The organism is Pseudomonas sp. TUM25319 (genome assembly GCF_056388475.1).
This window is the reverse complement of sequence record NZ_CM150751.1, coordinates 4,052,773-4,074,827: the sequence shown is the minus strand read 5'-3', so window position 1 is coordinate 4,074,827 and position 22,055 is coordinate 4,052,773. Positions and strand designations below refer to the sequence as shown.

Genomic DNA, 22,055 nt, shown 5'->3' with positions numbered 1-22,055 from the left:
TCCTCAGACGATGCCGGTGGCGTAGAAGGTGGCGATCACGACGAACACCGCCAGGGTCTTGATCAGGGTAATGCCGAAAATGTCCTTGTAGGCTTCGCGGTGAGTCAGGCCGGTGACGGCCAGCAGGGTAATGACCGCGCCGTTGTGCGGCAGGGTATCCATGCCGCCGCTGGCCATGGCGGCAACCCGGTGCAGCACTTCCAGCGGGATATTGGCGGCGTTGGCCGCGGCGATGAAACTGTCGGACATCGCCGCCAGGGCAATGCTCATGCCCCCGGACGCCGAGCCCGTGATGCCGGCCAGCAGGGTTACGGTGATGGCTTCGTTGACCAGCGGGTTGGGGATGGCCTTCAGCGCATCAGCCAGTACCAGGAAGCCCGGCAGCGAGGCGATCACCGCGCCGAAGCCGTATTCCGACGCGGTGTTCATCGCTGCCAGCAGGGCACCGCTCACCGCCGCCTTGCTGCCATCGGCCAGGCGGCTCTTGATCGCCTTGAAGCCGGCCACCAGCACCAGCAGGATGCCCAGCAGCAGCGCCGCTTCCACGGCCCAGATGGCCGTCAGCTTGGCAATGTCGGTCTGCACCGGCGCGGCCATACCCGGCAGTTGCAGGCTGTGGCTCTTGCCATACCAGTCGGGAATCCAGTGGGTGAACAGCAGGTTCATGATCCCCACCAGCAGCAGCGGCGACAGCGCCAGCAGCGGGTTAGGCAGGGTCAGGTCGTCGGCGGTTTCCGGCTCGTTGCGCAGCTCGGTGCCGTAGCCTTCACCGGCGCGCTGGGCCTTGTTGCGCTGGCGTTGCAGATAGAGCATGCCGGTGCAGAACACGAACAGCGTGCCGATCAGCCCCAGCCAGGGAGCGGCCCAGGCGGTGGTGTTGAAGAAGGTGCTGGGGATGATGTTCTGGATCTGCGGCGTGCCGGGCAGGGCGTCCATGGTGAACGAGAACGCGCCCAGGGCGATGGTTGCCGGGATCAGCCGCTTGGGGATGTTGCTCTGGCGGAACATCTCGGCGGCGAACGGGTAGACCGCGAACACCACCACGAACAGCGACACGCCGCCGTAGGTGAGCAGGGCGCAGACCAGCACGATCACCAGCATCGCCTGGCGGGTGCCGAGCAGGCGGATGGCGGCGGCGACGATGGAGCGGGAAAAGCCCGACAGCTCGATCAGCTTGCCGAACACCGCCCCGAGCAGGAACACCGGGAAATACAGCTTGATGAAGCCGACCATTTTCTCCATGAACACCCCGGTGAAGGCGGGAGCGACGGCGGACGGGTCAGTGAGCAGGACAGCGCCGAGGGCGGCGATGGGGGCGAACAGAATGACGCTATAACCACGGTAGGCAGCCAGCATCAGCAGCGCCAGGGCTGCGAGGGCGATGATCACACTCATGGAGTGTCTCCTTGGTGACTCTTGTTTTTGTTGGGTTCAAGGAGGTAGCGGGAATCGTGCCAACTTTATAAGTTGTTGATTTAAAAGAGAAAAATATCAAATTCTGATTTCTCTGGTCGAGTTTGTCTCTTTTTTGAGATTGTGGGGTGGCCGAACCGCCGCGATGAGGCCAGAAAGAGCGGTCTCAAAATCAAGACTTGAGTCTCTTTATGGAGACTGAATCCCCAGCGCCACCAGCTTCTTGTACAAGGTCGACCGCCCCAATCCCAACTGCCGCGCGGCTTCCGGTACATTCCCGCCGCAGCGCGCCAGCGCCTTGCCCAGCAAGTCCCGCTCGAACGCCTCGCACGCTTCGCGATACCCGGTCACCGGCTCATCCGCCACCGCCAGCGGCTGCAACGTCCCCAGCGCTGCCCGGATATCCGCTGCGCCCAGGCGCGCCTGGTCTGCCAGCAAGGTGGCCCGCTCCAGCACATTTCGAAGCTCGCGGATATTCCCCGGCCAGGCATGCCGGGTCAGCAGCGCCTGGGCGTCGTCGTCCAGTTCATGGCGGCTGCCGAGGTCTTCGAGGAGGGTTTCGCTCAACGCCGGCAAGTCTTCCAGCCGTTCGCGCAACGCCGGCACTTCGATTGGCAGCACATTGAGCCGGTAATACAGGTCGGCACGAAACTCGCCCCGGGCCATGGCCGCCTGCAGGTCTCGCGAGGTGGCGGCGACGATGCGCACGTCGGTCTGCAGCATCTGGTTGGAACCTACGGGTTCGTATTCCTTTTCCTGCAACACCCGCAGCAGCTTGCTCTGAAGCGGCAGCGGCATGTCGCCGATCTCGTCGAGGAACAGGGTGCCGCCTTCGGCCAGTTGCAGTTTGCCAGGGCGGCCCTTGCGGTCGGCACCGGTAAAGGCGCCCGGAGCGGTACCGAAGAATTCGGCTTCAAGCAGGGTTTCCGGAATCGCCGCGCTGTTGATGCTGACGAAGGCCCGGTGCGCCCGTGGCGAGGCGGCGTGAATGGCGTGGGCCAGCAGTTCCTTGCCGGTGCCGGTCTCGCCCAGCAGGAGCACCGGCGAATCGCTGCTCGCCGCCCGCCGTGCCCGGCGCTTGACCTCCAGGCTGCGGGCGCTGGTGCCGATGAACTGGTTGAAACTGTACTTGGCCTGGCGCGCCTTGAGCAGCGAACGGGTCGAGGCCAGTTCCTGCTGCATGCTGGCGTAGCGCTTGAGCAGCGGCGACAGGCTGCGCAACTCGTCGAACAGGGCGAAACCGATGGCGCCGATGACCGCGCCGTCGCCATCGTGGATCGGCAGGCGCATGACCACCAGCGGCTCCTTCGGCGTGTCGAGCATGTCCAGCAGCGCCGGGCGGCCCTGGGTCACCACCTCGCGCATCAGGCTGCCGGGGATCACCTGCTCGCAGGGCTGGCCGATGGCGGCGCTGGCGTCGGCCAGGCCGAAGCGGCGGGCATAGCGCTCGTTCATCCAGACGATCCGCGCGTCGCGGTCGACGATCACGGTGCCTTCGCTGGACTGTTCGATGATCTCGAACAGCGATTTGATCGCCAGGCGGCGCACCCGCTGGTAATCCTTGAGGCTGTCGCTGTCGTGCATGGGGCGTTCCGTCACAAAGAAGGGATCAGGCGCGTGGGTCGAAAGCTTCGCGCAGCGCATCGCCGATGAACACCAGCAGGGTGAGGATCAGCGCCAGGGCGAAGAATGCGGTAAAGCCCAGCCACGGTGCTTGCAGGTTCTGCTTGCCCTGGTTGACCAGTTCGCCCAGCGACGCGCTGCCGGCGGGCATGCCGAAGCCGAGGAAGTCCAGGGCGGTGAGGGTGGAAATGGCGCCGGTGAGGATGAACGGCAGGTAGGTGAGGGTGGCGTTCATGGCGTTGGGCAGGATGTGCCGCACGATCACCAGGCGGTCCGGCAGGCCCATGGCTCGGGCGGCCTGTACGTATTCCAGGTTGCGTCCGCGCAGGAACTCGGCGCGGACCACGTCCACCAGCGCCAGCCAGGAAAACAGCGCCATGATTCCCAGCAGCCACCAGAAGTTCGGCTCGACAAAGCCGCTGAGGATGATCAGCAGGTACAGCACCGGCAACCCCGACCACACCTCCAGCAAGCGCTGGCCGAGCAGGTCGATCCAGCCGCCGTGATAACCCTGCAGCGCGCCGGCGGTGACGCCGATCAGCGTGCTGATGGTGGTCAGCGCCAGGGCGAACAGGATCGAGATACGCGTGCCGTACAGCACCCGCGCCAGCACGTCGCGGCCCTGGTCGTCGGTGCCCAGCCAATTGCTCGCGCTGGGCGGGCTGGGCGCCGGCACCTGCAGGTCGTAGTTGGGCGTGTCGGCACTGAACGGCACCGGCGGGAACAGCATCCAGCCGCCCTGGCCCTCGATCAGCTCGCGCACGTACTGGCTGCGGTAGTCCGGCTGGAACGGCAACTGGCCGCCGAACTGCTGTTCGGTGTATCGCTTGAACGCCGGGAAATACAGGCTGCCCTGGTGGCTGACCACCAGCGGTTTGTCGTTGGCGATCAGTTCGGCGCCGAGGCTCAGGGCCAGCAGCGCGGCGAAGATCCACAGCGACCACCAGCCGCGACGGTTGCGACGGAAGTTCTGCAGGCGGCGGCGCGACAGGGGCGACAGATGAATCATCAGTGCGCCCTCGTGGCGAAGTCGATACGCGGATCGACCAGGGTGTAGCAGATGTCGCCCACCAGGCGGATCAGCAGGCCGAACAGGGTGAAGATGAACAGCGAACCGAACACCACCGGGTAGTCGCGGCTCACCGCCGCGTCGTAGCTCATGCGCCCGAGGCCATCGAGGGAGAAGATCACTTCGATCATCAGGGAGCCGGCGAAGAACACAGTGATCAGCGCCTGGGGAATCCCCGCCACCACCAGCAGGATGGCGTTGCGGAACACATGGCCGTACAGCACCCGGCGTTCGGTCAGGCCCTTGGCCCGGGCAGTGACCACGTACTGGCGGGTGATTTCATTGAGGAAGGCGTTCTTGGTCAGCAGGGTCAGGGTGGCGAAGCCGCCGATCACCAGCGCGCCCACCGGCAGCACCAGGTGCCAGAAGTAGTCGGCGACCTTGCCGATCAGGCTCAGTTCGGCGAAATTTTCCGAGACCAGCCCACGCACGGGGAACCAGTTCAGCGAGGTGCCGCCGGCGAACAGCACGATCAGCAGCAGGGCGAAGAGAAACGCCGGCAAGGCATAACCAATCACGATCAGGCTGCTGCTCCAGGCATCGAAGGCGCTGCCGTGGCGCACCGCCTTGCGGATGCCCAGCGGGATCGACACCAGATAGGTGATCAGCGTCGCCCAGAAGCCCAGCGACAGGGTCACCGGCATCTTGTCGAGGATCAGGTCGGTGACCCTGGCACCACGGAAAAAGCTCTCGCCGAAGTCGAGCCGGGCGTAGTTGCCGAGCATCAGCCACAGCCGTTCCGGCGCCGACTTGTCGAAGCCGTACTGTTTCTTGATGGTTTCCAGCAACGCCGGGTCGAGTCCGCGGCTGGCGCGGGAATCCACGTGCACCGATGAGGCCCCCGGTGCGCCGCCGCCAATGCCCTGCAGGCGTGCCACGGCCTGTTCCACCGGCCCGCCGGGAGCGGCCTGGACGATAACGAAGTTCACCAGCAGGATCACCAGCAAGGTCGGGATGATCAGCAGCAGGCGCCGCAGGATGTAGGCGGTCATTTCGCTGCTCTCGTGCGTTCAGCCATCTGGGCGTCGGTGAGCGGGGTCGGGCTGATCTCCCACCAGGTGTCCAGCGCGGGATCATTGGCCGCCGGGATCTTCGGCAGGCCGAAGCGGTTCCACCACACGCTGGAGGTGCCCGGCGGGTAGTAGTTGGGAATCCAGTAGTAGTTCCATTGCAGCACCCGGTCCAGCGCATGGGCGTGGCGCTGCATGTCGGCCTGGGTGCGGGCGCGCACCAGGCCGTCGATCAGGCCGTCCACCACCGGGCTCTTGAGCACCATGAAGTTGTTCGAGCCGGGGTCGTTGGCCGCTGCCGAACCGAAGTAGCTGTACAGCTCCAGCCCAGGCGAGGGTGACACCGGGTAGCCGGTGACGATCATGTCGTAGTCGCGGGCCATCAGGCGGTTGACGTACTGGGCGGCATCGACCCGGCGGATCTGCATGTCGATGCCGATCTGTGCCAGGGTGCGCTTCCACGGCAGCAGCAGGCGCTCCATGCCGTTCTGGCCGTTGAGGAAGACGAAGCTCAGCGGCTCGCCTTTATCATTCACCAGGCGATCGCCATCCGGGTGCCAGCCGGCCTCTTGCAGCAGGGCGAGGGCCTGCAACTGCTTGTCGCGGATCAGGCCGGAGCCATCGGTCTTCGGCGCTTCGAACACCTGGCTGAAGACTTCGTCGGGCACCTGGCCGCGCAGCGGTTCGAGCAGCTTGAGCTCTTCGGCATCCGGCAGCTCGCGGGCGGCCAGCGGGCTGTTGGCGAAATAGCTCTGCTGGCGGATGTACATATCGCGCATCATCCGCCGGTTGCTCCATTCGAAGTCCCACAGCAGGGCCAGCGCCTGGCGCACGCGGCGGTCCTGGAACATCGGCCGCTCCAGGTTGAACACGTAGCCCTGGGCGCTCTGGGCCATGTCCCTGGCCAGGTGGGCGCGCTGCAGGCGGCCGTCGTCCAGCGCCGGGCCGTTGTAGCCGATGGTGTAGCCGGTGGCGGAAAACTCGCGGTTGTAGTCGTAGCCGCCGCCGCGCAGTACCTGGCGGGCGACGTCGGTGTCGCCGAAATACTCGATGCGCAACTGGTCGAAGTTGTAGCGGCCGCGGTTGACCGGCAGGTCCTTGCCCCACCAGTCGCGGTTGCGTTCGAAGGTGATACTGCGGCCGTTGTCGATCCGCGCCACGCGGTACGGGCCGCTGCCCAGCGGCGCCTCGAAACCGCCGCCGTTGGCGAAGTCGCGGCCGCGCCACCAGTGCTCCGGCAAGACCGGCAGCGAGGCGAGGTCCAGGGCGAGGGCGCGGTTCTGGCTGGTCTTGAAATCGAAGCGCACCTGGCTGGGGGATTCCACCACCACGTCGGCGACGTCGGCGAACTGGGTGCGGTACTTCAGGTTGCCTTCGCGCAGTAGCAGGTCGTAGGTGAAGCGCACGTCTTCGGCGCGGATCGGCTTGCCGTCGGCGAAGGTCGCCTTGGGATCGAGGTAGAAGCGCAGCCACAGGCCGTCGTCGGCCCGTTCCATGCGTCGGGCCACCAGGCCATAGACGGTGTAGGGCTCGTCCTGCGAGCGCACCGCCAGCGGTGAGTAGACCCAGCCATCGATCTCGCTGACGCCGATGCCTTTGTCGATGTACGGCAGGATATGGTCGAACTGGCCGATCTCGATGGCCGAGCGGCGCAGGCTGCCGCCCTTGGGGGCGTCAGGGTTGGTGTAGTCGAAATGAGTGAAACCGGCGGAATAGCGCGGGGCTTCGCCGTAGACGGTGAGGGCGTGGGAAGGGGCGGCCTGGGCCGTCAGGCTGAAGGCCGTGGCGAGCAGGCACGTCCCGGCAAGGATCAGCTTGCGCAACCACCCCTGTGGGAGCCGCGAAGGACCGCAAAGCGGTCCCCTGAAGCGACGCAAGACCGATCAGTCCTGGCGGCTGGTCACTTCCAGCAGGTGATAACCGAACTGGGTCTTCACCGGACCTTGCACCACGTTCAGCGGCGCGCTGAACACCACGGTGTCGAATTCACGGACCATCTGGCCCGGGCCAAAGGAACCCAGGTCACCGCCCTGGCGGCTGGACGGGCAGGTGGAGTTGGCTTTGGCAACGTCCGCGAAATCGGCGCCGGCTTCGATCTGAGCTTTCAGTTCGTTGCACTTCTCGATGCTGCTGACGAGGATGTGACGGGCGGTGGCTCGGGCCATGGGGTGGTACTCCTGTTGGTAAAAGCCAGAGACTACCGCAATTGGCCGCTGAATTCTCCTTCGAATCCGTAGGACCGCAGGAAGCCGACCTGGCATTTTTGTCAGTTGCGCGGCAGCTTTCACTCTCTCCAAGATGCGTCCATGCCGTGAGCGGGCCAGGGCGGGCATCGAATGGCGCCGGACACGCGATCGGGTGACAGGGAACCACAGGGAGGAAGCGGCATGAGCCGTCGGGAATCGTTGGTGAGCCATTGCCTGTCGACGATAGGCGTTGTCTTGCTGTCTTTCTTCTTCGCCTGCGCAAGCTGGGGGCTGTCGGGGCCGCAGACCGCGCAACTGCTCAATCAACGGTTGGCCGCGACGCCCCAGCGCTGCGTGGGCGACAAGCCCGTCCATCACTGCAGCGGTGTCCTGCTGCTGCCCACGGACCAGACGCATCCGCGCCCCTTCTGGAACCACAGCGCTGAAGCCGGTGAGCGGGGTTCGGAGCGATTTCGCTTCTTGCGTGCCGATCTGGACGGCGCCGCCCCGCCTGGCGCCGTGGGCTACGTCCTGTACGACGGCTTCAGCGCCCTGGGCCTGGGAAAACCCTATGACGTGGAGAATGACGGCGAGGTGGTCGACGGAGAACTGCGGGTCCGCAACTGGCCGCAGGACTCACCGCAGCAATTGGCGGTTCAGGCGCTCTACTACGACATCGACCAGCCCGACAGCCTGCTGCTGGCCCAGCGCGGACAACGGGACTACTTCGATGCCACGGGCGACTGGCTGCCTTTGGTGCGCTTTACCGCCCAGGGCGGTTTCGGCTTCAGCCAGAAGGAACAGTTGTACAACGGCTATCAGGTGGCTGACCGGCTCAACGTTCGGTTCGCCAGAACCGGGACAACCTGCACAGGTGGTCAGGCTGCGTACTTCTGCAATGGTGTTCTGCTGCGTACCACCGACGTGGGTGACTTCCATGCATGGAACCCCAGCCCTGCATCGATCAATGGCAACGGCGTGTCCTTTCACTATTTCCGTGCCGACTTGCACACCGCCATCTACAAGCCCCAGGGCTTTGTCATGCGTGAGCAGAGTTACCCCGTGCCTGAGCCACTCACCTTGCGTTGCGCGTTCCCGTTCGATGCTCACACGGGTGGCCAGGCGGATATCTGCACCTTCCGGCCTTCCTGCGCGAGCCTGAACATCCGCACGCCCCAGGCATGGGCCGCGGCTTACGCTTCGAAACCCATCAGCAGTTGTTACTTCGACAACAGTGCGGACGACTTCCAGCTCTCGATCGAGGTGCGCAATGCCAACAAGTCCGTCGACCCCTACGGCTGGAACGAGGTGATTCTGGCGGCTTGGCGGCCGAACGCCGGTCGCGATCTTCCTCTCGAAGCCTTTGTCTTCATGCCGAACCACAAAAATGGAAATGGTCTCGATGGCGCGAGAGTCTTTCAGGAGGATTACGTTCTTACCGACCAGCGCTACATCCCGGTGCTGGAGGTTCACCCGGACGCCACGGATGGCAGGGTGTTCACCTACAACCCGCAAGACCAGCACATACCGTGACAGGTCGGTGCCGGTGGGTGCTGCAGCCTCTGTTGCCGGCGGGTACCTGATATTTTTGTCAGTTGTGCAGTTCCCCGCGCGGCTCTTCAATGACTCCTCGTTCCACCTGAGTCGTTGTTCCCACTTGCTAGCGGAGAGCCCGTCATGACCATCCAGGAACCCCTCGAGTCCGGCAGTCTGCTTCACCGGATCACCTTGCTCAGCCAGCAGATCCGCGCCCGCTCGGGCGACAGCCTGGCGCTTGATCCCTTGTACATTCCGGCCCTGATCACGCCCGTGCAGACGCCGGGTGCCGATGGTGGGCTCAATAACGCCGCCTTGAATCAGCACGCCGATGGCCTGCTGGTGCTGGTGCAGTCCTACAGCAACATGCGCGCCGGTGACTGGGTCGATGTCTATTGGGGGGACGATTCGGCCTCGGCTGCGTCGGGGCTGGTTCTGGAGGAACATATCGGCGCCAGCTTCGCCTTGTTCGTCAACGCCGGAAAGATTCCGGAAGGTGTGCACAAGGTGCACTACAGCGTGACCCGCTCCGGCAGTGGCAACAAGGAGTGGTCGCTGGCGATGCAGGTGCTGGTACGCCGCGCCCAACCCGGTGGCACCGACCCCGAGCCGGATCTGCCGGGTCATCAGAACCTTGCTCCGCCAGCGCCGGAACTTCCGCCCAGCGGCATCATCGACGAGGAGGCAGCCCGCAACGGGGTCAAGGTGAGCATTGCGCCGTACCCCAACATGCGCGAATACGATCGCATCACCCTGAGCTGGGGTGGGGAACTGATTACGCACGCGGTGAAGGCCGCCGAGGTGGGGCAGGCCGTGGAAATCACCGTGCCTGAAGCGGTGATTCTCAAGGCCGGCGACAGTGACGAACTGGTGCTGGTCTACCGGGTGATGGACGAGGTGCACAATCAGTCCAGCGACTGGTCACCGCGCAGCCATGTGATGGTAGAGGTTGACGGCAGCCGCCCGGATGCGCCGCTGATCGTCAACCCTGACGACAATGCCGATCCGTACGATGTGATCGACCTGGACAAGCTCGGCGATGCCGATCTGCCTGTCGATGTGATGGTGATTCGCGATGGCGGCATCGCGGTGGGCGACAGCGTGACGCTGACCTGGGTCGGCACCACGGCCCAGGGGCAGGAGATCAGCTACACCTCCGAGCCGCAGAGCGTCCTGCGGGTCCCCACAGTGCTGAGTTTCGAAGTGCCCAATGCCGATGTCCGCGGACTGGGCCATGGCCGCGGCGTGGCGTCGTACAAGGTCAACCGGAGCGATGGTAGCGACGCCACCTCCAAGCGCGCCTTCGCCAGTTTCATTGGTGTGGAGCAGCAACTGCCCAAGCCTACGGTCACCCAAGCCGTAGGAGGCAACCTCGACCCCGACTTGCCCCAGGCCGCCGTGGTGGTCCCCGGCGCAGCGCTGCAATCCGGAGACTGGGTAACGATGACCTGGCTAGGCACCCAGGCCAGTGGCAGTCCGCTGCTGCACACCGAGGAGCGTCAGGTCAGTGGGAGCGGAACCGGCAAGCCCTTGACCTTCATCGTCCAGGCCAATGCCATCAAGCCGCTGGACGGTGGCCGGCTGGAGGTCTACTACGACATCCGCCGCCCCGGTCTGGACGCACCGCTGAAGTCCGAGCGCGAGCACCTGCAGGTCGGCGAAGCGCAGCATGCGCTGCCAGCGCCCGGCGTGAACCCGGCAGCCAGTGACGGCTGGCTTGATCCGGACCAACTGCCCAATGGTGTGGACGTGGTGATCGCGCCGTACGCCAATATGCGCTCCGGGCAGACCGTACATCTGGAATGGCGGGCCACGGTGGGAGGCCATTTTACCGATTTCATGCAGCTCAATGAGTTCTCGGCGGGCAAGCCGGTGCTGTTCCGCATCGAGCAGGAGCAACTGAAGGACAATGCCGAGGGCGAGGTCGAGGTGTGGTACCGGGTGGAAGAGCCGGGCCAGCCGACGCGACGCTCGCAGGGCCTGCACCTGAAGATCGGTCAGGAGGAGGAAGAGGATGCACCGCTGATTGCGCCGGTGGTGCTGGAGGCGGTGGATGGGCTGCTCGATCCGTTGAAGGGCGCGACGGTGCGGGTGAGTTATGCGGACATGGTGCCAAGCGACGAACTGGCCATTGCCTGGGGGCTTGTTGGCGAAGAGGAGCCTCTTTACGTAAGCCAGCCACAACCGGGCAGCACCCAAGGTTACGTGGACTTCCCCGTGCCGGCGGAGGTGCTGCAAGCCAGTGATGGTCATGGCGTACAGGTGTTTTACGCGCGAGTTCGTAAAGGTCAGAACCGGCTTTCAGAGGCCCTGAAACTGGTGGTCATGGAAATCCCGCCGGAAGGTTTGCCGACGCCTGTCATTCCGCAAGTCAAGGAAGGGTTGCTCGATCTCCATGACTTCAATGGCGATGCAGAAATCACCGTCGAACCGTGGCCGGGGATTAGCGCCGGTCAGCGCTACTGGTTGCGCGCATATGGCACGGACAAGGAGGGGGGAGCCCACACCGTCGAGCTGGCGGTAGCCGAAGCAGTGGCGTCGGCGGAAGTCGCAGCGGGGCTGAAGGTATTCCTGCCACGAAGTGATTTGCTGCTGTTGCGCAACTACAGCGAGCTGAAAGTCGAGCTGAAAGTAGCGATCAATGGTGGCGATCAGGAAAGTGCGGCTTCACGGTTCCCGATTCTGAGCGTTCCTGTTCGGTCAGAGCATAAACTGATTATTGAGAATTTTGATAAATACGAAGATAAGCGAATTTACTATGGGGAACTTCTAGACATCGATACGATGGAAGTTACGGTTTTGGATGTGCAGGGGGAGGGTATTTTGGGGCCATACTATCTGGCAGGGCACAAAGCTATTCGGCTTGATTTGAAGTTTCAGTGTCGACGCGTGAATTTCACTACTTTCCGAAATTCGGGCTATATGGCTACTTACATATTTTACAATGCACAGGGTGCTGAGCTCGGAAGGAGGAGTGTGCCAGCGGGCCCGCAAACACACTTGGATCTTGAGTTTAAAGCGAAAAATGGTGCTTTTATTTCCAGGATAGAGGCGATCAATGCGGCGGGTAATACATGGATGCAAAACTGCATTTTTGAGCTTTAACCTCTGAAGATCGGCCCCGCCCATTTCCAATGGCCGGGGCCATTTTATCGATGCTCTGCATGCACCACATTTTCCTGGTTTCCCCTATATCTCCTCAGCACAGCCTACGGTTGCGTCCTTTCACCTCCGCTCCGCTCGCTTCCAGCCTGGCACCTGATATTTTTGTCAGTTGTGCACTTTCCCCCACGGCTCTTCAATGATTCCTCGTCCCATCTGAATCGTTGTTCCCAACCGCTAGCGGAGAGCCCCCGTCATGACCATCCAGGAACCCCTCGACCCCAGGAGTCTGCTTCACCGGATGACCCTGTTCAGCCAGCAGATCCGCGCCCGTTCGGGCGACAGCCTGGCCCTCGACCCCTTGTACATTCCGGCCCTGATCACGCCGGTGCAGACCCCGGGCGCCGATGGCGGGCTCAATTACAACGCCTTGCACCAGCACGCCGATGGCCTGCTGGTACTGGTCCAGTCCTACAGCAACATGCGCGTCGGTGACTGGATCGATGTGTACTTCGGCGACGACGCGGTGCCGGTGGCGTCGGACCAGGTGCTGGAGGAGCATATCGACGACAACTTCGCCCTGTTCATCGCCGCCAGCAAGGTCCCCGAAGGTGTGCACAAGGCGCACTACAGCGTGACCCGCGCAGGCAGCGGCAACAAGGAGCTTTCGCTGGTGGTGAATGTGCTGGTGCGACTGGCCCAGCCCGGCGGCACCGATCCCGAGCCGGACCGGCCCGGCCACCAGAACCTGGCCCCACCCGTGCCGGACCTGCCGCCCGGCGGCATCATCGACGAGGAGGCGGCCCGCAACGGCGTCAAGGTGAGCATTGCGCCGTACCCCAACATGCGCGAATACGACCGCATCACCCTGAGCTGGGGCGGCGAATTCGTGACCTATCAGGTGAAGACCGACGAGGTGGGGCAGGCGGTGGAGATCACCGTGCCGGAAGCCATCATTCTCAAGGCCGGCGACAGCGATGAACTGGTGCTGGTCTACCGGGTGATGGACGAGGTGCACAATCAGTCCAGCGACTGGTCGCTTCGCAGCCATGTCATCGTGGAGGTCGAGGGTAACCGGCCGGACGCGCCGCTGATCGTCAACCCCGACGACGCTGCCGATCCGTACGATGTGATCGACCTGGACAAACTCGGTGATGACGACCTGTTTGTCGATGTGATGGTGATCCGCAATGGCGGCATCGCCGTAGGTGACAGCGTGACGCTGACCTGGGTCGGCACCACCGCCCAGGGTGAGGAAATCCACTACACCTCCGAGCCGCAGAATGTGCCGCGGGTCCCGACGGTGCTGAGTTTCGAGGTGCCCAATGCCGATGTCCGCGGCCTGGGCCATGGCCGCGGCGTGGCGTCGTACAAGGTCAGCCGCAGCGATGGCAGCGACGTCACCTCCAAGCGCGCGTTCGTCACCTTTATCGGTGTGGAACAGAAACTGCCCAAGCCCACGGTCAGCGAAGCGGTGGGTGGCAGCCTCGATCCCGAGCTGCCTCTTGCCACGGTGGTGGTGCCCGGCGCAGCGTTGCAATCCGGGGACTGGGTGACGATGACCTGGCTGGGCACCCAGGCCAGCGGCAGCCCGCTGCTGCACACGGCCGAGCGGCAGGTCAGTGCCAATGGCGGGGGCAGCCCGATGCGCTTCTCCGTGCCCGGCAGCTACATCAAGCCACTCGATGGCGGGCGGCTGGAGGTCTCCTACGAAATCCTCCGCACTGGCCTGGAGGCACCGCTGAAATCCGAGCGCGAGCACCTGCAGGTGGGCGAAGCGCAGAACGCACTGCCGGCGCCCACTGTGAACCCGGCGGCGGTCGATGGCTGGCTCGACCCGAACCTGCTGCCCAACGGCGTGAACGTGGTGATCGCGCCGTACCCCAACATGCGTGCCGGGCAGGACGTGCACTTCGAGTGGCGTGCCACCCTGGGCGGTAGTGTGACCGACTATATGTCGATCAACGAGTTCTCGGCCGGCCGGCCGGTGCTGTTCCCTATCGACCAGGAGCAGTTGCGGGAAAATGCCGAGGGTGAGGTGGAGGTGTGGTACCGGGTGGAAGAGCCGGGCCAGCCGACGCGCCATTCCCGCAGCCTGCACCTGAAGATCGGCAAGGAGCAGGAAGAGGAAGCGCCGCTGATCGCGCCGGTGGTGCCGGACGCGGTGGACGGCATTCTGGACCCCGCGAAGGTACCCAACGGCGCCAAGGTGTGGGTGAGCTACACGGACATGGCGCCCGGTGATGTGCTGACGCTGTTCTGGCAGGGCACGACTGATGAGGCAAGGTATGAAAGCCTGCCACAAGCCGGCAGCGCGGATGGCCTGGTGGAGTTCATCGTGCCGCCGGCGGTGGTGGAGGCCAGTGCCGGGGAGGGTGATGCCGGAGCGGTCACCGTGTTCTATCGGTTGGCAAGACCGGGTCGGCCAGTGCGCACCTCTCCGGAAACCCTGCTGAACGTCACCCTGGTGGAGGAGGCGCCGTTGATCGCGCCCGCGGTTCTGGAGGCCACAGGTGGCACCCTCGATCCGCTGGATACTTCGGACGGTGCCACGGTACGCGTCAGCTACGCCGACATGACGGCGGCGGATGTGGTGGTGGTGCATTGGGTAGGGGCGGATCAGGAAGGCAGCCACGAAAGTGAACCGCGCGCCGGCAGTAGCCTGGGGTACATCGACGTCGTGGTGCCGCCGTCCGTGGTCTGGGCCAACGAAGGGCGGCAGGTCAGGGTGCATTACACCCGCAGCCGCAACGGCGTGCCGAAGGCATCGCCCGAGTTGACCCTGAGCGTGCTGGAAGTACCGGTCAAGGACCTGCCGACGCCGGTGATTCCACAAGCCAGCAGCGGGCAACTGGATGTGCTCGGGCTCAGCGGGAATGCGCGGGTGACCGTGGAGGCCTGGCCGTTGATCGCGAGCGGGCAGCATTACTGGTTGCGTGCGTACGGCAAGCTGAAGAACGGCAGCGCCTATACCATCGACCTGGCGCTGGGCGAGACCGTCACCGAAGCAGAAGTCAGCACCGGCCTGAATGTGGTGCTGCTGCGAAGCGAACTGATGAAGCTGCTTAACCGGAGCGAGTTGCAGGTGGAACTGAAAGTTGCGCTCAAGGGTGACCAGAGCGAGGCGGGGGCGACTCCGTTCCCACGGCGCAAGGTGACGGTCAGGACGGAGACGCAATTGTTGGTGGAGAATTTCCTGAGCGTTCCATTGGGATCGTATGGGCCTGGCGGAACCTTCCCTTCTGGGTTCGAGACGGCGGTAATGAAGGTTGATGTGCTCACCGGAAGATACGTACTGACGACCCGGCAAAACTTCCCTAATGGAAGGGGCTTTGCCCTTTGGCACGGCGCTACTCAACAGCACTTCAGTGTCCGCTTCACGCCCAAACAGCAAGCAAGCAAGGTGAACATTCAGATCATGTGGGACCATAGCCTTGGGGGGCTGCTAACTTCTATGACGACAAGGGCGCTTTGATAGGAACGATAGATATGTCTGCGCCGGTTAATAGCCTGGTGACGAAAACCTTCCCGGCACCGGCCGGGAAGCAGGTGGCGAAGATAGAAGTCAGGTCAGGCGACTTCATGCATTACACCCGATTTGAATTCGAGGTCTGACTGCCCCCGGCGCTCCTGCAACCCGATGTTGCAGGAGCGCGCGGCAGCAAGCGTCGTCTCTACCTATCAACCCGTGCATTGAGGCGTGCCGCTTTCAGCAGCATCGCCTCCGTGCTTTCCCAGCCCAGGCAGCCATCGGTGATCGACACGCCGTATTTCAGCGTGCCCTTGCCCAGGCTCTGGCAGCCATCGAACAGATGGCTCTCGATCATCACCCCCACCAGTGCGCAGTCGCCGTCCAGGCGCTGGCGCAGCACATCGTCCAGCACCGCCGGCTGTTTGAGCGGATCCTTGCCACTGTTGGCATGGCTGCAATCGACCATGATCCGCGGCGAAACGCCGGCCTTGACCAGGCCCTGGCGAGCCTGCCCGACACTCGCGGCATCGAAGTTCGGCCCCGAGTGCCCGCCGCGCAGCACCAGGTGCGTGTCCGGGTTGCCAAGGGTCTCGACAATGGCCGGATGACCCAGGGCGTCGAGGCCGAAATGACGGTGCGGGTGGGCCGCGCTGCGGATCGCGTCGCAGGCGATGCCGACGCCGCCGTCGGTGCCGTTCTTGAAGCCCACCGGCAGGCCGAGGCCGCTGACCATCTCGCGGTGGATCTGCGACTCGGTGGTACGTGCGCCGATGGCGGCCCAGCTCAGCAGGTCGTCGAAGTAGCCGGCGGCCATGGGTTGCAGCAGTTCGGTGGCCACCGGCAGGCCGCGCTCGATCATGCCCAGCATCAGTTCACGGGAGAGGCGCAGGCCGCCGTGCATGTCGTCGCTGCCGTCCAGGTGCGGGTCGTAGGCCAGGCCTTTCCAGCCGACGGTGGTCCGCGGCTTTTCCACGTAGGCGCGCATCACCAGCAGCAACTGGTCGCCGACCTGCTTGGCCAGCGCGGCCAGGCGATCGGCGTATTCCAGGGCCGAGCGTGGGTCGTGGAGGGAGCAGGGGCCGACGATCACCAGCAGGCGCGGGTCGGTGCCGTCGAGAATGTGCTTCACCGCCTGGCGGTGGCGCTCGACCTGGGCGGCGAGGGCGGTGGAAAGGGGCAACTGCTGCTTGAGTTGCACGGGGCTTGGCAGACGCTGGCTGACGGAGGTGTTGGCCGCGGCGGTGTGGGTCAGGGGCAGGGCTTGGCTGGTCGCTTGCATGTTCGGATTCCCTGGGCGGAAGGCGGGTGCTGTCCCGCGCCTTCGGCCCTATCGCTGTGTTCGACAGATACTTGTATGTGTTGGGTTGCCACCTGCAAGGCACCGGTCGGAGGCGGCTGGCTGGCCCGAGCGGCAGTGGCTAAATCGCCAGGCAGAGCGTTGGTAGCGGTAATAAGTGGCGTTGTTCATGTGTCGATTCCTCATGGATGTCAGTGTGTTCGGGCCCAAAAACAAAACCCCCGGAGGGCTGGGCCGTCCGGGGGTTCGAGAGTTCTCGTGTTCGGCGGCCCTGTGAGTGGGCGCCGGTGGGGGTATCAGCGGCGCCTGTGGCTAAACCAATACCCAAAATAAAACGCGGCTGGAGCAGCAGTCCCGCAGGCAGCCACGGACACCACGGAGCGCGCTGGGCGACCGTTGTGCTGTACGTGGTTGTGAGGGCGGTTTTGCATGGTGTGCTCCGGTTGAATGCGTTCGAGCTTACTTCAGCGTAACTGCGTGTTTCAACGATTAATTTCAATCGTAACGATTAATCAAACTAACGTCGCAGGTAGGCGGTGAAGTCGATGTCCCCGGCGCTGAGAATGGCCTGCACGCGGTTGTGCACGTTGAGCTTGCGCAGGATCGCCGAGACGTGGGCCTTGACCGTGGTTTCGGCGATGTCGAGGTTGTAGGCGATCTGCTTGTTCGATTCGCCCTTGGTCATGCGCTCCAGCACCAGCAATTGCTTGCGGGTCAGGGCCTGCAGCAGCTCGGGGGCAAAGCCCTGGGGCTCGCTCTGGCTGCGGCGGCTGCCGCTCTTCTGGGTGCGGATGATATCGGGCGGCAGGTAGACGTTGCCGTTGAGGATCTGCTCGATGGCCTCGGTCATCTGCGAGCGCGGCGACGACTTGGTGATGAAACCCACCGCGCCGTAGGTGATGGCCTGCAGCACCACTTGCTTGTCCTGCTCGGCCGAGACGATCACCACCGGGATGGTCGGTGCCTCGTTGCGCAGGTTGATCAGCCCGCCCAGGCCGTGCATGCCGGGCATGTTCAGGTCGAGCAGGATCAGATCAAGGTCGTCGTTCTCGCCGGTCAGGGCCAGGGCACTGTCGAGATCGGCGGTTTCCATCACCTCGCTGCCGGGAAACCCGTCGCTGATGACGTTGTGAATGGCTTCGCGAAACAGCGGGTGGTCGTCGGCGATCAGAATCTTGTACATGGCTTTGCACCTTATTGTTTTTGGCGTTGACCGCAAGGAATCGTCGTTCAGGGGAAGACCTCGGGCGTGGCGGCAACCACGGGCAGGCCGGCGGCTTCCCAGGCATCCAGGCCATCACGGTACCAGTACAGCCGCGAGTAGCCCAGCGCCGTGGCGCGCTTGACCGCGTTCCAGCTCAGCCAGCAGTCGGAACGGCAGTAGAACACGATGGGCCGCTGGCGGTTGCCGGCGCTCAGGCGCTCCAGGTGGCGGCTGAAGTAGGCCGACCATTGCGCGTCCAGGGCGCCATCGCCGGTATTGGCCAGCCAGTGGCTGCCAGGCAGGTTGGCGTGGGCTTCGCTGTCGATGAACTGGCCGTTGAGGTACTGGCGCTTGTAGACGTCGATCAGCAGGGTATCCGGCTGCGCCGCCATCAGCGCCTGTAGCTTCGCCGTATCGACGGTTTCGGCAACCTCGGCGGAGGCGGGCGTGGGGCTGCGGTAGAGGCCGGCGCGGTAGCCGTCGGCGGAGAACAGGGGCGTGTCGGCCAGGGCAGTGCCGGCAAGCAGGCCGGACAGGGTGAGGCCGGCGATTGTGGACAGGACGCGGGGCAGCATGGTCGGCAGTCTCGTTTTTGTTATGCCGGTATTACAGGTCAGTAGCGCAGCTTTGTGAATGCGACCATCGACAGCAAAAGCGCTACCAAAGTAGTAGGCGATCGGCCCGGGGACGGCTCTAGCATGGGGTGTGGCGAACAACAACGAGAACGACGCCGATGGACATTCTGCTGGTTGACGACCACCCCATGCTGCGGGTGGGCCTGCGTGCCGTACTGGCCGAGGAGCTGCCGGTACGGGAAGCCGCCTCGGGCGAAGAGGCCCTGCAGCGGGTACAGGAACAGGTGCCGGGCCTGGTTCTGATGGATTTCGACCTGCCCGGCATCAGCGGCCTGGAAACCACCCGCCGCCTGCGCCAGCGCCTGCCGCAACTGCGGGTGCTGTTCTTCAGCGAGCACACCGAACTGGGACTGGTGCGCCAGGCACTGGATGCGGGAGCCTGTGGTTTTCTGTCCAAAGCGGTGGCGCCGGCGACCTTGCTCGAAGCGGTACGCCGGGTGCTGGCCGGGCATGCCTATATCGAACAGGCCCTGGCCACCCAGTTGGCCACCCAGCCGCACCGCGCCGAGGACAAGGACGCTCGATTGAGCGGTCTGACCCAGCGCGAGACCGAGATCTTCCTGATGCTGGCCAAGGGCACCTCGATGCGGATGATCGCCGAGCACCTGTGCCTGAGCGGCAAGACCGTGTCCAACTACCTGACGGTGCTCAAGAGCAAGCTGCAGGTCAGTTCCCATGCGGAGCTGGTGCATCTGGCGATCGAGACCGGATTGCTCAGGATCGCTGCCTGAGCGAGTTGCAAGCTGCAAGCTGCAAGCCGCAAGCCGCAAGCCGCAAGCTAAAAGCACTCCCTCGGAGGCCGGACGATAAGGCTACAAGCCCAGAGACTGCACACGAACTGCTCTGGCTTGTAGCTTGTAGCTTGTAGCTTGTAGCTTGCAACCGCCTCAGTCCCAGGTCTTGGGACACCCCTCGCAGCCTTCCATATTGGCATCCTGGAAGTTCGCATAGTGCACCCGCGTCCCGCGCAGGTCGGCCTTTTCCAGGTTGCTTTCGCCGAACTTGGCTTCCTGCAGGTTGGCATCGTTGAGCTTGGCGCCATTGAGGTCGGCTCGGCTCAGCCAGGTCATTTCCAGGTCGGCGGCCTGCAGGTTGGCGTTGTGCAGCTTGGCCCCGGACAGGCGGGCGAACTCCAGGTAGGCGCCGCTGAGGTTGGCATCGTTGAACTTCGCGCCCTGGGCGAACATGCCCCAGGCCTGGCTGGCGATCAGGCTGGCACCGGTCAGGTCGGCGATGCGCAGGTTGCTCTGTTGCAGGCTGGCACGGTTGAGGTTGGCACCCTGCAACTGGGCCTTTTCCAGGTTGGCAAGGTCGAGGGTGGCATGGCGCAGGTCGGCGCCTTTGAGGTTGGCCCCGGCCAGGTTCATCTTGGTCATGTCCTGGTTGTTGAGGTCGGCACCTTCGAGGTTGGCGTTGGGGCACTGGCTTTGCGGCTGGATCACGCAGCCGTTGATGACCAGCGGCTTGTCGTCGTCACCATCGTCGGCGATCACGGCGAAGGCGGGGGTGATGGCGAGGGTGAGGAGCAGAGGCAGGAATTTCATGGGCATCTCCTGGGAAGAAAGCGAAAGGGGGGCTGTCAGGCCCCCCTCGTCTAGCTCAGATCAACGCTGTGCGGTCTTGGTGTCCCAGCTCGGGATCTTGAACACCCAGAACGAACCGCCCTGTGCCACCGGCTTGGTCAGCTCGGCCATGTCGCCGCCCCACAGTGGGACCGCGCCGCCGTAACCGACGGTCACACCGATGTACTGCTCGCCGTCCTGCTCCCAGGTGATGGGCGGCGAAACGATGCCGCTGCCGGTCTGGAATTTCCACAGCTCCTCGCCGGTCTTGGCGTTGAACGCCTTGAAGTAGCCGTCGCCGGTACCGGTGAACACCAGGTTGCCCTTGGTTGCCAGTACGCCAGCCCACAGTGGCAGGCGTTCCTTGTGTTCCCAGACCATCTTGCCGGTGGTCGGGTCCATGGCGCGCAGGGAACCTACGTGGTCTTCATACATGCGTTTGATACGGAAGCCCATGCCCAGGTAGGCGGAGCCTTTCTTGTAGTTGACCTCTTCGGTCCAGTATTCCTCTTTCCACTGGTTGGACGGCACGTAGAACAGGCCAGTGTCCTGGCTGTAGGCCATCGGGTTCCAGTTCTTGCCACCCAGGAACGGCGGCGAGACTTCCACCGACTTGCCCTTGGTTTCGCCTGGCGCAGGCTTCGGCGGACGCTGGCCTTCGTTTTCCACCGGGCGACCGGTCTTCAGGTCGATGTGGCTGGCCCAGGTGATGTTGTCGGCGAACGGGAAGGCGTTCTGCAGCTTGCCGTTGGTACGGTCGACCACATAGAAGAAGCCGTTGCGGTCGGCGTGGGCGGTGGCCTTGAACTGCTTGCCGTTCTTGTCCTTGTAGTCGAACAGCACCAGTTCGTTGTTGCCGGAGAAGTCCCAGGCATCGTTCGGGGTGTGCTGGTAGAACCACTTCACTTCACCGGTGCTCGGATCGACGCCGACCTGGCCCGAGGTGTAGAGGCTGTCGTAGTCGTGCGGGTTGCCGTCTTTCGAGGTCCGCGCCCAGGTGTTCCATGGGCCCGGGTTGCCGGCACCGACGATGATGGTGTTGGTTTCGGCATCGAAGCTCGCGCTCTGCCATGGGGCACCGCCGCCGTGGCTCCAGGCTTCGACCTTGCCGGTCTCGGTGCTCGGATCATCCGGCCAGGACGGTGCCTTGACGTCACCCGTCGGGGTGCTGTCCTTGCCGTTCAGGCGGCCCATGTGGCCTTCGACGAACGGACGCATCCAGACTTCTTCACCGGTTTCCGGGTCGCGGGCATACAGCTGGCCCACCACGCCGAATTCGTCGCCGGAGCTGCCGTGGATCAGCAGGACCTTGCCGGTCTTGCCGTCCTTGATCAGGGTTGGCGCGCCGGTCATGGTGTAGCCGGCGGAGTGATCGCCGAACTTCTTCTTCCACACGACCTTGCCGGTGTCCTTGTTCAGGGCGACCAGCTGGGCGTCGAGGGTGCCGAAGTAGATCTTGTCGCCGAAGATCGCTGCACCGCGGTTGACCACGTCACAGCAAGGGCGAATGTTGTCCGGCAGGCGGTGGTTGTAGGTCCACAGGCGCTTGCCGGTCTTGGCATCGAGGGCGAAGACCCGCGAGTAGGAGCCGGTGACGTAGACGACGCCGTCGTTGACGATCGCTTGCGACTCCTGTCCACGCTGCTTCTCGTCGCCGAACGAGTACGACCAGGCCGGGGTCAGCTTGAACACGTTCTTGTCGTTGACCGCCGCCAGTGGGCTCCAGCGCTGGGCGTTGGTGCCCATGCCGTATTGCAGCACGTTGTTGGTGGTCTTGTGGTCGTTGGCGATGTCTTCCCAGGTCACGGGCTTGGCCTGGCTGGCAGGGGCCATGGCCAGGGTGCTGACCAGCAGCACGGCCTGCACGGCCAGAGACAGAGGAGAGAGAGCGGCGGGTAACGATCTTATTGTCATGTTGGTGTTTCCCAATGGAGGTTTTGGCCTGC

At 64.0% G+C, this 22,055-nt stretch carries 15 protein-coding genes; 4 read left to right on the top strand and 11 right to left on the bottom strand.

Annotation, left to right across the window (positions count from 1 at the left end; genetic code table 11):
* Positions 1 to 3: 3 nt before the first annotated feature.
* The 6 genes from AC05QJ_RS18780 to AC05QJ_RS18755 all read right to left on the bottom strand — a co-directional run bounded on the left by AC05QJ_RS18780 (position 4) and on the right by AC05QJ_RS18755 (position 7,280).
* A complete protein-coding gene (locus AC05QJ_RS18780; protein ID WP_476742791.1) occupies positions 4 to 1,395 on the bottom strand; it encodes a GntP family permease in 1,392 nt (463 codons plus the stop codon).
* A 207-nt stretch (positions 1,396 to 1,602) separates the two neighbouring features.
* The gene (locus AC05QJ_RS18775; protein WP_476742790.1) at positions 1,603 to 2,997 is read right to left on the bottom strand and encodes a sigma-54 interaction domain-containing protein; all 1,395 of its coding nucleotides are present in this window, start codon (positions 2,995 to 2,997) and stop codon (positions 1,603 to 1,605) included.
* A 25-nt stretch (positions 2,998 to 3,022) separates the two neighbouring features.
* A complete protein-coding gene (locus AC05QJ_RS18770) occupies positions 3,023 to 4,045 on the bottom strand; it encodes an ABC transporter permease (RefSeq protein ID WP_476742789.1) in 1,023 nt (340 codons plus the stop codon).
* Positions 4,045 to 5,097: a microcin C ABC transporter permease YejB gene (locus tag AC05QJ_RS18765; RefSeq protein ID WP_476742788.1), complete on the bottom strand. Its 1,053-nt coding sequence runs from the start codon at positions 5,095 to 5,097 to the stop codon at positions 4,045 to 4,047. The genes AC05QJ_RS18770 and AC05QJ_RS18765 overlap by 1 nt, the downstream gene beginning before the upstream one ends.
* Positions 5,094 to 6,938, bottom strand: a complete 1,845-nt coding sequence (locus AC05QJ_RS18760; protein WP_476742787.1) for an extracellular solute-binding protein — start codon at positions 6,936 to 6,938, stop codon at positions 5,094 to 5,096. Before AC05QJ_RS18760 ends, AC05QJ_RS18765 begins: the two co-directional genes overlap by 4 nt.
* Positions 6,939 to 6,998: 60 nt before the next feature.
* Positions 6,999 to 7,280 (bottom strand): peptidylprolyl isomerase, encoded by a 282-nt coding sequence (locus tag AC05QJ_RS18755; RefSeq protein WP_476742786.1) that lies wholly within the window; start codon positions 7,278 to 7,280, stop codon positions 6,999 to 7,001.
* A gap of 222 nt (positions 7,281 to 7,502) precedes the next feature.
* Between AC05QJ_RS18755 and AC05QJ_RS18750 the strand changes: the two genes are divergently transcribed.
* The 3 genes from AC05QJ_RS18750 to AC05QJ_RS18740 all read left to right on the top strand — a co-directional run bounded on the left by AC05QJ_RS18750 (position 7,503) and on the right by AC05QJ_RS18740 (position 15,414).
* Entirely contained in the window at positions 7,503 to 8,834 is a 1,332-nt protein-coding gene (locus tag AC05QJ_RS18750; protein WP_476742785.1) for a hypothetical protein, read from the top strand.
* A gap of 144 nt (positions 8,835 to 8,978) precedes the next feature.
* Positions 8,979 to 11,942 (top strand): hypothetical protein, encoded by a 2,964-nt coding sequence (locus AC05QJ_RS18745; RefSeq protein ID WP_476742784.1) that lies wholly within the window; start codon positions 8,979 to 8,981, stop codon positions 11,940 to 11,942.
* 253 nt (positions 11,943 to 12,195) lie between these two features.
* A complete protein-coding gene (locus tag AC05QJ_RS18740; protein WP_476742783.1) occupies positions 12,196 to 15,414 on the top strand; it encodes a hypothetical protein in 3,219 nt (1,072 codons plus the stop codon).
* A gap of 199 nt (positions 15,415 to 15,613) precedes the next feature.
* Here the strand turns inward: AC05QJ_RS18740 and AC05QJ_RS18735 are convergent, their stop codons facing one another.
* The 3 genes from AC05QJ_RS18735 to AC05QJ_RS18725 form a co-directional block, all read right to left on the bottom strand.
* Positions 15,614 to 16,690: a 3-deoxy-7-phosphoheptulonate synthase gene (locus tag AC05QJ_RS18735; protein WP_476742782.1), complete on the bottom strand. Its 1,077-nt coding sequence runs from the start codon at positions 16,688 to 16,690 to the stop codon at positions 15,614 to 15,616.
* Positions 16,691 to 17,225: 535 nt separating this feature from the next.
* A complete protein-coding gene (locus tag AC05QJ_RS18730) occupies positions 17,226 to 17,891 on the bottom strand; it encodes a response regulator (RefSeq protein ID WP_476742781.1) in 666 nt (221 codons plus the stop codon).
* A 47-nt stretch (positions 17,892 to 17,938) separates the two neighbouring features.
* On the bottom strand, positions 17,939 to 18,496 hold the full coding sequence (locus tag AC05QJ_RS18725) for a PQQ-dependent catabolism-associated CXXCW motif protein (RefSeq protein ID WP_476747963.1): 558 nt from the start codon (positions 18,494 to 18,496) through the stop codon (positions 17,939 to 17,941).
* 149 nt (positions 18,497 to 18,645) lie between these two features.
* Between AC05QJ_RS18725 and AC05QJ_RS18720 the strand changes: the two genes are divergently transcribed.
* The gene (locus tag AC05QJ_RS18720) at positions 18,646 to 19,278 is read left to right on the top strand and encodes a response regulator (protein ID WP_476742780.1); all 633 of its coding nucleotides are present in this window, start codon (positions 18,646 to 18,648) and stop codon (positions 19,276 to 19,278) included.
* Between the two features lie 156 nt (positions 19,279 to 19,434).
* Here the strand turns inward: AC05QJ_RS18720 and AC05QJ_RS18715 are convergent, their stop codons facing one another.
* Both AC05QJ_RS18715 and exaA read right to left on the bottom strand, forming a co-directional pair.
* The gene (locus AC05QJ_RS18715; RefSeq protein ID WP_476742779.1) at positions 19,435 to 20,091 is read right to left on the bottom strand and encodes a pentapeptide repeat-containing protein; all 657 of its coding nucleotides are present in this window, start codon (positions 20,089 to 20,091) and stop codon (positions 19,435 to 19,437) included.
* A gap of 60 nt (positions 20,092 to 20,151) precedes the next feature.
* Entirely contained in the window at positions 20,152 to 21,942 is a 1,791-nt protein-coding gene (exaA, locus tag AC05QJ_RS18710; RefSeq protein WP_476747962.1) for a quinoprotein ethanol dehydrogenase, read from the bottom strand.
* Between the last annotated feature and the right edge of the window lie 113 nt (positions 21,943 to 22,055).